The 12,872-nt window shown below is 40.4% G+C and carries 11 protein-coding genes; 3 read left to right on the top strand and 8 right to left on the bottom strand.

Annotation, left to right across the window (positions count from 1 at the left end; all coding sequences use genetic code 11):
* Positions 1 to 85 precede the first annotated feature (85 nt).
* The 3 genes from ubiD to PTRA_RS00520 all read left to right on the top strand — a co-directional run bounded on the left by ubiD (position 86) and on the right by PTRA_RS00520 (position 2,952).
* Positions 86 to 1,552, top strand: a complete 1,467-nt coding sequence (ubiD, locus tag PTRA_RS00530) for a 4-hydroxy-3-polyprenylbenzoate decarboxylase (protein ID WP_058372297.1) — start codon at positions 86 to 88, stop codon at positions 1,550 to 1,552.
* Between the two features lie 100 nt (positions 1,553 to 1,652).
* On the top strand, positions 1,653 to 2,366 hold the full coding sequence (gene fre, locus PTRA_RS00525; RefSeq protein WP_058372296.1) for an NAD(P)H-flavin reductase: 714 nt from the start codon (positions 1,653 to 1,655) through the stop codon (positions 2,364 to 2,366).
* Positions 2,367 to 2,541: 175 nt separating this feature from the next.
* On the top strand, positions 2,542 to 2,952 hold the full coding sequence (locus PTRA_RS00520; RefSeq protein WP_011326830.1) for a CBS domain-containing protein: 411 nt from the start codon (positions 2,542 to 2,544) through the stop codon (positions 2,950 to 2,952).
* 95 nt (positions 2,953 to 3,047) lie between these two features.
* Here the strand turns inward: PTRA_RS00520 and add are convergent, their stop codons facing one another.
* The 8 genes from add to cyaY all read right to left on the bottom strand — a co-directional run bounded on the left by add (position 3,048) and on the right by cyaY (position 12,750).
* The gene (gene add / locus PTRA_RS00515; protein WP_058372295.1) at positions 3,048 to 4,049 is read right to left on the bottom strand and encodes an adenosine deaminase; all 1,002 of its coding nucleotides are present in this window, start codon (positions 4,047 to 4,049) and stop codon (positions 3,048 to 3,050) included.
* A gap of 128 nt (positions 4,050 to 4,177) precedes the next feature.
* Positions 4,178 to 6,868 (bottom strand): CHASE domain-containing protein, encoded by a 2,691-nt coding sequence (locus PTRA_RS00510; protein WP_058372294.1) that lies wholly within the window; start codon positions 6,866 to 6,868, stop codon positions 4,178 to 4,180.
* A gap of 49 nt (positions 6,869 to 6,917) precedes the next feature.
* Entirely contained in the window at positions 6,918 to 8,024 is a 1,107-nt protein-coding gene (locus PTRA_RS00505) for a heme biosynthesis HemY N-terminal domain-containing protein (protein WP_058372293.1), read from the bottom strand.
* The gene (locus PTRA_RS00500; protein WP_058372292.1) at positions 8,021 to 9,871 is read right to left on the bottom strand and encodes a uroporphyrinogen-III C-methyltransferase; all 1,851 of its coding nucleotides are present in this window, start codon (positions 9,869 to 9,871) and stop codon (positions 8,021 to 8,023) included. Before PTRA_RS00500 ends, PTRA_RS00505 begins: the two co-directional genes overlap by 4 nt.
* Entirely contained in the window at positions 9,871 to 10,809 is a 939-nt protein-coding gene (gene hemC / locus PTRA_RS00495; RefSeq protein ID WP_058372291.1) for a hydroxymethylbilane synthase, read from the bottom strand. The genes PTRA_RS00500 and hemC overlap by 1 nt, the downstream gene beginning before the upstream one ends.
* 36 nt (positions 10,810 to 10,845) lie before the next feature.
* Entirely contained in the window at positions 10,846 to 11,751 is a 906-nt protein-coding gene (locus PTRA_RS00490) for a DUF2914 domain-containing protein (RefSeq protein WP_058372290.1), read from the bottom strand.
* A gap of 22 nt (positions 11,752 to 11,773) precedes the next feature.
* On the bottom strand, positions 11,774 to 12,430 hold the full coding sequence (locus tag PTRA_RS00485; RefSeq protein WP_058372289.1) for an alpha/beta hydrolase: 657 nt from the start codon (positions 12,428 to 12,430) through the stop codon (positions 11,774 to 11,776).
* The gene (gene cyaY, locus PTRA_RS00480; protein WP_011326822.1) at positions 12,427 to 12,750 is read right to left on the bottom strand and encodes an iron donor protein CyaY; all 324 of its coding nucleotides are present in this window, start codon (positions 12,748 to 12,750) and stop codon (positions 12,427 to 12,429) included. Before cyaY ends, PTRA_RS00485 begins: the two co-directional genes overlap by 4 nt.
* Positions 12,751 to 12,872 lie beyond the last annotated feature (122 nt).

Below are 12,872 nucleotides of genomic sequence, written 5' to 3'. Positions count from 1 at the left end.
GTGCTAATGGCTAAGTAACTGAGCATGCAATTTTACGTTACTTGGGTATAATACTTTTAACTTTATTGCTTAATAGCGGCCCACAATGAAATACAAAGATCTTCGTGATTTTATCGATTTACTTGAAAAAAGAGGTGAGCTTAAACGCATCACTCAAGAAATCGACCCGTATCTTGAAATGACCGAAATAGCCGACCGTACATTACGTGCCAAAGGCCCTGCGTTATTATTTGAAAACCCTAAAGGTTACGATATTCCGGTATTGGCTAACTTATTTGGCACACCCAAGCGTGTTGCCATGGGCATGGGCCAAGAAGATGTAAGCGAATTACGTGAAGTTGGCAAGCTCTTGGCTTTTTTAAAAGAACCAGAGCCACCAAAAGGCATTAAAGAAGCGTTAGGGCAAATACCTGTTTATAAACAAGTGCTTAATATGCCAGCTAAAGAAGTAAAAAAAGCCCCCTGCCAAGAAGTTATTTTACAAGGTGATGAGGTCGATTTAACTAAACTGCCTATTCAACATTGCTGGCCAGGCGATGCCGCACCGTTAATTACTTGGGGCCTTACCGTTACTAAAGGGCCTTATAAAAAGCGCCAAAATTTAGGCATATACCGCCAGCAACTGTTAGGCAAAAATAAAATTATTATGCGCTGGTTATCACACCGTGGCGGTGCGCTTGATTTTCAAGAATGGTGTAAAGAAAACCCAGGCCAACCGTACCCGGTATCTGTGGCATTGGGCGCCGATCCGGCAACTATATTAGGTGCAGTAACCCCCGTACCCGACACATTAAGCGAATACGCTTTTGCAGGCTTACTGCGCGGTAGTAAAACTGAAGTAGTTAAATCAATATCAAACGATTTACAAGTACCCGCAAGCGCCGAAATAGTACTTGAAGGCTACATAATGCCAGGTGAAATGGCACCTGAAGGTCCGTATGGCGATCACACCGGATATTATAACGAAGTTGACGACTTTCCGGTGATGACAGTAACCCATATGACCCACCGTAAAAACCCTATTTACCACAGTACCTTTACTGGCCGCCCGCCTGATGAGCCTGCTATTTTAGGGGTGGCATTAAACGAAGTATTTGTACCTATTTTACAAAAACAATTCCCTGAAATTGTTGATTTTTACTTACCGCCAGAAGGCTGCTCGTACCGCATGGCTATTGTTACCATGAAAAAACAATATCCCGGCCATGCAAAACGCGTAATGATGGGAGTGTGGTCTTACTTACGTCAATTTATGTATACCAAGTTTGTTATTGTGTGCGATGACGATATTAACGCCCGAGATTGGGAAGATGTTATTTGGGCAATTACTACGCGTATGGACCCCGCTCGCGATACCACTTTAATAGAAAATACACCAATTGATTATTTAGATTTTGCGTCACCAATTTCTGGCCTTGGCTCTAAAATGGGTATGGATGCAACGAATAAATGGCCTGGCGAAACAAACCGTGAATGGGGCGAGCCGATTGAGATGGATAAAGCCACCAAAGATCGCGTAGACGACATTTGGCAGAGCCTTAACATTCTCTAATATCCTAGACCAATAGGCTATAAAACAAACCAGCAGATATGCTAGAATCAACACATTCTATTGCGTATCTGCTATGAAAAGCGCTGCTAAAAGGTAAAAAATGCAAACATTAAAAGCTGAAGTTGTTGCTATCAGCCCACTTACAGAATTTGTTCATAAAGTAATTTTAAAACCACAACAACCGGTTTCGTTTGAAGCAGGCCAATACATGCACCTTGTATTGAGCGAAAATGACAAGCGTGCATTTTCGATTGCCAGTCGCCCTTCACAATGTGATCAAATAGAGTTACATATTGGCGCTTCGGGAACCGATACGTATGCAATGCAGTCGCTTGAACATTTACGCAATGCACTTAACGAAAAGCAGCTAATAGCAATAGAAGCAGGCTTAGGTATATCGCAACTTCGTTTACAGTGTGAACGCCCAATTATTTTACTTGCTGGCGGTACTGGATTTTCATATGCAAAATCAATGGCTGATCACCTAGCTGAAATTAGCTGCGATCGCCCGGTATTATTATACTGGGGCGTAAAAGAAGAATCGGCACTTTATGCACACCGCGAAATGCAAGTATGGGCCGATAGCCACAAAAACTTTCAATTTATTCCGGTAGTAGAAAACCCATCGGCTGATTGGCAAGGGCATACAGGTTATGTACACAAAGCCGTAATGCAAGATATAGTATCGCTAGCGCCTTACGATATTTACATGGCTGGACGTTTTGACATGATTGGCATAGTTCGTGATGATTTTATTGCTCATGGTGCTATTCGCGAAAACATGTACGCAGATGCGTTTGCATTTATTAAATAATTGCACTTAACGCTCTCAATTCAAATATTAAGGCATCTAAATAGGTGCCTTAATTATTTTTATAACAATAAATAATTAATAGTTAAAATCTATCAACATCATCAACATAAACAATTTCCTAAAAGTCGATCTATAAACCATACTTTGTATAGAACATTCAGCGGGAGAGACCCATATGCTCAATACAAAAGTAAAAGACTTTATGCAACACAAGTTGCCAAACATTACCCCAGATACCGAAATGACCACTGCCATTGCAGAGCTGCAAAAATTTAAATTACTTGGCGCCCCAGTATTCGATAGCAATAAGTTTTTAGTTGGCTTTATCTCTGAGCAAGAGCTGCTTAAACCACTCATGCAAAGCAGTTATTTTTGTGATGGGGTGGTGAAAGTATCGCAACTAATGCAAACAGAAGTAGTGACTGTAAATGGCGACACCAACATTATTGAACTTGCTGAGCAAATGAGACCCGGTAAACCGAAAAATTACCCTGTGGTTGACGGAGAAAAAGTAATAGGAATGATCAGCAGAGCCGATATTCTCAAAGCCCTTTACGATAACTACCTAGCTTGTCAAACACACTAAGCCACTAATTTATAAACACTTAACCTGAACTCTGGTTACTTAGATACAAAAATGCCGCTATTATTAGCGGCATTTTTTATACTAATAGTATTAAATTAGCGCGCACTTGCCATTGTTAGCAGTGCTTTTTTATCGCTGTAACTTAAGTAGGCAATTTCAAGCGCATTAGCTTGCGCTTTTTCTATATCGGCTTGTGATAAACCAGCTTGTGGCGCTGCCACTAAATATTCGTGTTCAATTTCAATACCTTCAACCGCAGGGTCATCGGTATTAATACAGGCCAAAATACCATGATCTAAAAACTGTTTTAGCGGATGCTGAGCTAAATCATTTACGGTACTGGTTTGTATATTACTGGTTAAGCACGACTCAATACCAATACGCTTATCGCGCAGATAGTTCATAAGTTCAATATCTTCAATTGCTTTAACACCATGGCCTATACGGCTCGCACCTAGCTCGTTAATTGCTTGCCAAATGCTTGGCGCACCTAGTGCCTCACCAGCATGAATTGTTGCAGCTAAGTATGCGTCGCGTACTTGCTTAAAGTGTTCTACAAATAACTCACCCGGAAAACCAATTTCATCACCGGCTAAATCGACAGCCACTAAATCATCTTTAAAAGCGAGTAAGGCATCAAGCTCTTGTTGGCAAACTTTTACGCCATAAGTGCGTGATAAAATACCAATTAAATTAGCTTTTACATTAGCACCTTTAGTTGCCGACTTAATGCCATCAATTACCGCTTCAACCACACCTTGAGGGTGTAAGCCTTGACTTTGTGCCATGTAGTAAGGACTAAAGCGCAGCTCAACATAATCGAGCCCTTGGGCTTGTGCATCTTCAATATTTTCAATCGCTATACGTCTACAAGCATCGTAGTCACCTAATACTGTTACACCCCAATCTAATTTTTGTAAAAATGCCATCAGGTTTGGCTCAGGATCAATGACTTGTACATGAGGAATAAGTGCTGCAACGTTATCAGCAGGCAAAGTTATATTAAACTGACGACCAAGTTCTAATATGGTTTGCGCTCGTACATTACCATCTAAATGGCGATGAATATCTAGCAAAGGTAGTTTTCTATTGATCATAGTAGCAACTCAGTTAGGTTAAAATTGCGCGCATAATACGCAGCTATAGTAATAATTCAAGTCTAGTTTATTTAAAATATACTTTTGAGGCCATATGTCTGCTTTTTATGCAAAAAAAGCAGATGATTTTATTTTTCTATCGCCGCTAAATAATGCCAAAGAGCTTTAAACAAAATATTCGCATCTATTGGTTTTGTTATATAGCTATTCATTCCACAGGCAAGCGCTTTTTTAACATCGTCATCATGCGCATTAGCCGATAAACCTATAATAGGTAAATCTAATAAGCCTAGCTCATTACGTATTACCTTGGTTGCTTGTAAGCCGTCCATTTTGGGCATTTGAATGTCCATCAGAACAATGTCATAACTTTTTTCAGTTAACATTTCAATTGCGGCAAAGCCATCATTAGCAATATCAGCAACACACCCTTTGGTTTTTAAAATGGCAGTGGCTACATGTTGGTTTAACGGGTTATCCTCAACCAAAAGTAATGTGAAGTTCGCAAATGATACGTTTTCTATATCCACGTCACTAAAGCTTTGCTCACTTTTCTCTACTTTAGGTAAAGGGGAGTTAAGCGGTAAACTAAAGGTAAATGTTGAACCTTGCCCTGCAGTACTTTTTAAATCTATAGCTCCACCCATAAGCTCAACTAGCTTTTTACAAATACTGAGGCCCAACCCTGTACCGCCATATTGGCGTGACGTAGAGTTATCTGCTTGAGCAAAAGGCCTAAATAATTTCTTTTGTGCCTCTTTACTAATACCAATACCTGTATCGCTTACACTTAAATAGGTCATGGTTTTTGATTGCCAAATTTTCAGTGTAATACTCCCTTGAGCAGTAAATTTAACCGCATTATTGAGTAAATTTAGTAACACCTGCTTTAAACGAATAGCATCGGTGTTAATCACCAAGTCTGTGTTTTTATCGTAATCTAGCTTTATTTCTAACGACTTAACATTTACTTCAAATTGTATTAAGTTAATTATCTCTTCGGCCAAGCGCCCTATATCTACGGGTTCTTGCATTAAATCAAGTTTACCTGCCTCCATTTTAGAAAAATCGAGCAAGTCATTTAATACTCTAAGTAACACCCCTAACGCACCATCAGCTTGCTCTATGTAAGTACGGGCTTGCTGCCAATCATTTTGTTGTAACGCTAAGTAGTGTAAGCCTTTAATACCATTAATTGGCGTGCGCACTTCGTGGCTCATATTCGCTAAAAACTGACTTTTTATTTGGCTCGCTTCATCAGCTTTTTGCTTTTCTTGGCGTAATGTGCGCGTTTGCTTAGCAACTTGCTCGCGTATTTGAATATTTGTGCCTGTAACAGAAATTAAAAATGCTACCAGTAACCACACAAACAGCATCCCCACTATTTGTGCCAACCAATATATTAGCCAGGAGGTTGTAACTAAGGGCTCGTGCAACTCAACCTGCCACATACGTTTACCAATGAGTAGCTGGTAGGACTTTAACAATTCCATTGACTCGTTGTTGGCAATATAAATAGCTTGGGTATTATTGGTATTGTTAATGTCTAAAAAGCTTGCTGTAACTAAGTTTTCATGATCAAAAAGTAACGACTGCGATAGCTTTTTTAAGCTCACTACCGCAACTGCAAAACCTTTAAAGTCATCTTCAGTCTCTATACTTCCAAATACGGGATGTAAAAATAGCACCCCTAACTCAGCCTGATTTTGCACCAACTTAACCGGTTGGCTAATGACCATTTCGTTGAGCACTTTTGACTTATTTAATGCCTCTTGCATAAAGCCGTTTGACGCTAAATCAAAGCCAATAGCATCTTCATTGCCTTTTAATGGGTATGCATACCTAATTGGGTAATATACATCTCGCTCAGCAACGGCTTGCCATTGGTTGGTTGGTGACTTTTCTTTTACAAAAAAATGATCAACATCGGCTAGTTGCGTCATTTGTTGATATTCTAACAGCGCACTTTTAGGAACATACGGTACCCATTCAAACGCCAATATTTCTTCGCTATAGCTCAACTGTTTTGCCGTAAATTGCCGAAACTCTTTAAAGCTCACATCTTCACTGCTCGAAAAAAAAGTAGCCAGTAATGCCAAGTGTGCGGTTATTTCATCTAATTTATGAGCAATTGAATCTTGTACGGCTAATGTTTTTATCTCTTGTTTTTGAATGTTTTTTTCTTTTTTAACACTGGCAGCGCCATAAAAGCTCACACTAATAAGAATGTAAATAAGTAAAGAAGGCAGGATAACTTGTAGCCGGTATCGCATCACTGAGTAATTAAATGCAGCCAGCATCAATGGCGTAAAAATGAGCACCCCAATACTGTCGCCAATCCACCACGCAATAAAACTATCTAGCGCGGCATGTTGTGCAATTATATTATTAAAAACAAGTAAGCTGGTGCCTACACTAGCGCCAATAATACAACATACAGGGCCGGCTATAATTAAGCTTTGTACACTGTGTTTTAGTGACGATAAATCGAGGGGGGCTTTAATAACTTTAATTATTATTTGCGCGCCAAGCCATGCTTGAAAAACAACAGCGATAGCAATTGCAGCGGCTTGGAAAAAAACTTGCCAGTTTAGTATATCAACAACATTATCAAGGTGAATTAAGCTAGTAAGTAATGCACCAACAATAATACCTAAAAAAGATTTGCGGCCCCATAACAAAAAGCTTGCTACAGCTATGCCCGCAGGAGGCCAAGAAGCCACAGCAAAACCATCTATAGCAAGCAATAAATTACTAAAGTAGCCTGTAATAAAGTAAGCGCAAGCTAAGCTAAAAGACAATTTAAACAAACCTTTCATCGCCTTTTGCTCCTTGCAGTATTAAATGATGTTTATTAAATGTAACTCATTACTTATAAAGTACCAATGCTTTATCTAGTTGTGCACTTTTTTCATAACTTAACTTTGCTTGCTGCATATATTGATTTTTATTTTCATTATTAAGTGCTTTATCAAACACCCTAGCCGCCAGGTCGTAATCACCTTGCGCATTAGCAAGACAAGCCAAAGCGAGCAGTAATGAGTTATTTTGCTCATCTTTTTTAAGTCGATCTTGAATACTCGTTTGTAATTTACGGGCATTTGCCGTTGTTGCTTTGCTTAATATGTTAGCTAATTGTGCATGTTGTTCATCATGCTTAACCATTTTTATTAAGTCATTTTCAATTACGCTTAATTGTCCTGCAGCAGCCATTTGCGTTAAATAAGCGCTGTAGGCGTAGCTATGTAGCTTTTTAGGTAGCTGCTTATATTTAACTGTTACTTCATCAACAGGGAATGAGGCAAAATAGGCATTAAAAACGCGATGCCACTGCTCATTTGTTAGTACTTTTTTGCGTAAAAGGCGCGGTAAAAATGCTTCTAAAGCACTAAAATGCTGTTGCTGTACTAGCACTTCGGTGTAAATTTTCAGCTCAAGCGCTGTCGCTTTTTTCGATTCTGCAATAACCCGTAATTGCGACTCTATAGCGCTACTATTACCACTAGCTAGCCATAGTTTAGCGACTTTTAGTTGCTGCTCTGGGTTTATGTCAAATAAGTACTCTAGGGCTTTGTCGGTTTGATTATTAGCTAGTGCCGCCTTAGCAAGCAGTGCTAAACGTATATCTTGATACTGATCAGGCACCTTGCCAGATAGCGCCTGCTCTATTTGTGCATAGTCGTCATTAATTACACTCCACAGCGCCTGCTCAATTGCGGCTTGCTTGCGCCCTTGGCTACGAGCAAAAAAGCCATGCTTGGTATTACGATAAATAGAGAATAAATAACGCACGAGTTTATAGGTTAAATAACTAACGACTAATACTGCAATCGTTAGCACAGCAAACGAAACAATTGTGCCTTCAATTGTGGTGTTGTTAAACGAAATTAGTACATAACCTTTTTCGTCCAATAAAAAAGGGGCTGCCGCTAACACCACAACAAGTGCAATAATTAAAATGATCAACCCTATCATTTTGCCCACTCCTTAACTTGCTGCGTGCTTTGTAAGTTTACTTTAGGGTTAAAGTTTAGCTGCTCTTTTTCTAGATTAGACAGCGACTTTAAAACCATTTTTGTAACATCATCATCTTGTTTAAAGTATTCAGCCACTAAACGTTTTGCTTCGCTTAGTGCTGCAAAGTAAACACTGGCGTGCTTGCTCAGTAATGCATCTTGCGCTTGTGTTATATAAAGCTTAACTCTTTGATTTACTAAGTGTCGCTGTTGTTCACTTAATAATGGCTCTATAGCAATACCTTCGCGATGACGAATAGTAATAAACCCATCTAAAAATTGATCCCAGCTATTTTTTAAGTTTTGTTGCCAATCGCTAAGATCTTCACTTAATACCTTGTCATCAATTTTTGCCACTTCTTCGGGCAGGTTCACCGCATTAAATACCAATTCATCAATATTTTTCAACACACTACTAAGCTGCAAATAAATAGCTTCAACGGCAATTGGTTTTATGGCATCTAGAGTTTGTATATCTTGTGTAATGGCTTGGCGCACTGTAATAGTACCGGGATGGTCACTAAGTAAAGCATCTAAACGTTTTAATACAGCGCTAGTTCCTTGATAGTCGTTTTCGGCCCACAACTTAAACTCAGCCATACGCTGCAAGCTGGTAACTTCTTGTGGATTTAAAGACGAGCCTTGCTGCTGCGCTTGTTGTAAGGCAGCTTTTAATTCTTGCTGATTTTTTGTGGTACTTTCGCGCATTGCGGCTGTTACTTTTTGCTCAGACGTTAATAGCGTCTGGTGCAAATTAGCTTGGGCTAACTTAAGTGCTTGCAGCTCTTGTTGTAGTAATTTATTTTGCTCATTTAACTGATTAACAGCTAAGCTTTGCGTCTTGCTCGCGTTGAGCTTTTGATAAAACTCAAAGCCAACTCCAGAGGCAACAATTAGCGAAATAATAAGTGCTAAGCTCCCGACTTTACTTACTCGCTGCTTAGTGTTATCAGCCTGATCAGTTGCTTTGTGCGTATCGCTTTTAGTCGTAGCTTTGCCATTGTTGGCTGTTGCATTAGTCGTTTTTTGCGCTGCTTTATCTACCGTTGACGGTACTGACTGTTCGCTCATTTTGCTACCTTGCTGATTAATGCAGGTAAACATAGCGTTATCGCTAGCTCCTGCTGCAATATGTATATTAGCCGAACTTACCTGATGCTGCTGTAAATAAGCGCCTATACGCTCACTAGCTACATAAAATCGGCACTGTTGTAACCATTGTTTTTGAGATGCAGCAAGGTTTTTAAAAATAGCATCAACCGCCGCATTACTTGTTATGACTATACCCTGTACATTTTGGCTTTGCCAGTGGTCTATCCAGTTGTTAGGCTCAGGGTCTATGGGAGTACGCTGATACACTACGCAGTTATTTAAAAATGCACCACGCTGCTTTAATGTTTTAGCTATATCAGGACGCCCACCTATTCCTTTAACTAATACAATATTACTGCTATCAACATCGGCAAGCGATTTAAGCGCTAATAACCCCTCTGAGTCGTGCTGTTTAGGAACAGCTGCTCGCACGCCAAATACCTCATAAATAGTGTCGGCTGTTTGTTGGCCAACCCCATAAAATTGCGCTTTTATATTAATATCTGGCTTTAATTCACTCAGCGCTAAAACCGCATCTTGCGACACAAAAATAATTTTATCGGCATTAATTAATGGGCTGAGCTCAATACTGTCGGGGGTTAAATACTCTATTTTTAATACGGGAAATAAAGACGCTTGATAACCCGCTTGCTCAAGTTGTTGTGCAAGGGCTGCGCCTTTTCCTTGGGGACGAGTTATCAAGATATTTAACATTACGCGTCTCTATATACTTCAGCTAATATTCTGTCTGCACCTTGAGCCAATAGCATTTTGGCCAGCTCAACCCCTAGTTTTTCTGCGTCATCAACGTGGCCGCTAACTTCATCACGTAAAATTTCGCTACCATCTATTGCGCCCACTAAACCACGTAAGTGTACTTGATCGCCGTTAACTAGCGCATAAGCGCCAATTGGCACCTGACAACCACCTTCTAAATGGCGGTTCATTGCGCGCTCGGCATTTACCCGAATACGTGTTTCGCTGTGCTCCAGTGGAGCAAGTAATGCTTTTATTGCTTCGTCATCAGTACGACACTCAATACCTACAGCACCTTGTCCATTGGCAGGCAATGACACTTCTGGCTCAATATAAGCACGAATGCGGTCTTTCATTTCTAAACGGATCAAGCCTGCTGCCGCTAAAATAATTGCGTCGTATTGGCCTGAATCTAGTTTGGCTAAGCGTGTATTTACGTTACCGCGAAGGTCATGAATTTTTAGATCAGGACGTGATGCGCGTATTTGACACTGACGACGTAAGCTTGAAGTACCCACAATTGCACCTTGTGGTAGCTCGTCAATATTGGCAAAGTTATTTGATACAAATGCGTCACGTGGATCTTCGCGCTCACAAATAGTGTGCAGTGTTAACCCTTCTGGAAACTCTACAGGCATATCTTTCATCGAGTGCACGGCCATATCAGCCAGCCCTTCTAGCATGGCTTGTTCAAGCTCTTTAACAAATAAACCTTTACCACCAATTTTAGCTAAAGGGGTATCTAAAATAATATCGCCTTGGGTCGACATAGGCACTAATTCTACTAAAATACCTGGGTGATAATGCTCTAGTTGCGCCTTTACAAATTCAGCTTGCCAAAGTGCCAATGCACTTTTACGAGTAGCAATACGCACTATATTTGTCGTTTGGGTCATAAAAAATACTCACTTAATAATTGCAATTTAGCTGGCTCAATCAGCTAATATTCTAAATTCTTTTTGAGCAATTAATTGGCCTTGCTCATCAATTACATCAACCCGCCATTGGCCTATTTGCGAGTCCATTATATTCTTAGTTGAATATGTACGATAACGAGAGGATGTTATATCTAACTCAATTTCAGCCACAATATCATCCTCAAAAAACCATACATGCTTTACCTGTTGGCCTTGTAAGTTTTTTAGTTCACTAAAAAACGATAACGTCTCGTCAAATTGACTTAAACGAATATCTGCAGCAAATACATTTACCGGCTCTCGCTTGCTTACTTTACGTGTAAGCACGGCTCGGCTTATTTTATCGGTATCTATTTGCGCGCCAAGTGCCACACTCGCTAGCTGCGCCAAAGGGGCAAAGCCCTGCGTGCTAGAAGGTGCTGTATCACTAATAGCGGCAACATCTGTATCAACTAATAAATCGGTAGTGGGAACTTGCTCAATATTAACCGGCTCTGGTGAGTAGTTTTTAATCTCAGCTTGCGGGGCTGCGGGTAACTCTGCCGCTACTACTTTATCAGGCTCTGCTATTTTTTGCTCTGCAACTAAATTTATAGGTGCAACTAACAACTCACTTTCACTGTTTTGTGGCGCAACTGTTGCCGGACTATTTAGCCCTGCTTGCGTTGTTTGTAATGCAGTAACAGCACGCTGGCTTGTATCGTTACTTTGCGCCAACACCCTATCTTCTGGCTCATTTGGGTGATCGTCCTGCTCGGCACTAACGGCACTGGTTAAGCCATATATAACGGCAGCAGAGGTCATGAGTAGCAGCATAGAAATACTCACAATACGACGCCAATTCCACTCGTAGGTTAGTGTAGCTACGCTTTCTTGTGGTTCGCGTTTAACATTTGCTTTAATAACTATTTTTTGACTCATTTTAACCTCAGCGGCTCCATTATTAGCTTAAGCGAGCAATTAACCAATGGCGAATAGCTTGCAGTTCTTCTGCGCAAACCTGGTGAGCCATAGGATACTCTTGCCAGCTTACATCCATGCTAAGTGCTGTTAATACTTCGAACGCACTTTTACCGGCACTAGGCGGCACTACGTTATCTTGACTGCCATGCGCCATAAAAACATTTAAATCTGTGTGTAGCGCTTCATCTGCTAGTTTTTCTGGTACACACATATAGGTTGAAAGCGCCATTACACCCGCCAGTTTTTGCTCAAAACGTGGGGCTAAATGCAAAGCTACAACGCCACCTTGGGAAAAACCCGCTAAAATAATTTTATCAGCAGCAATACCATTGGCTATTTCTTGGTTAATAAGTTGCTCTACTTTAGCGGCAGAATCTCTTACACCTTGCTCATCGGCACGTTTATCTAATTCTATTGATTTAATATCATACCAAGAACGCATTTCCATGCCACCATTTATGGTGACCGGTTGCACAGGCGCGTGCGGGAAAATAAATCGCAGCCCTAGTTCACTTGGTAATTGTAACTGTGGTGCTACGGGTGCAAAACCTTCCCCCGAATCACCTAAGCCGTGCAACCAAATAACGGTTGCTTTATGCTCACCTTGAGCCGGATATTCTACAAACTCTAAACTCATAACGATGATTGCCATTTAACGTCTTGGCCAGCTTGGCGAGTTGATGCCTCGTTAATAAACTGCCAAAACTCTGCGCCAGAGCGATTATCTATCCACTTATCACCACGTAATTCAAAGTGATGTCCGTTAAATTTAGTCGCAACCCATACTTGGTGTAAAGGTGCTTGCTTGTTAATCACAATTTTACTGTTGTCAGGAAAAATAAGTTCTAAAATACCTTGTGCCGACTCATAATCTAAATCTGCTTCACAATCATCAACTTGTTCTTCAATTGTGAACATAAGTGCTTCGGCTAATTGGTGATATTCATGATCAGTCATGGTTAATTTCCTTTGCAGGCGAGCCGCCTAATAGTGGGTGCGTTTTTGTACAGCTAGTGTAACAGGAATAAAATCATCCGCGAATAGCTGCATTTTTTAGATATTCTGTTACTCTGCGATTA

It is taken from the genome of Pseudoalteromonas translucida KMM 520 (genome assembly GCF_001465295.1).
GTDB classification, from domain to species: Bacteria; Pseudomonadota; Gammaproteobacteria; order Enterobacterales; family Alteromonadaceae; genus Pseudoalteromonas; species Pseudoalteromonas translucida.
The sequence above is the reverse complement of the archived record's forward strand: the minus strand, read 5'-3'. Positions and strand labels throughout refer to the sequence as shown.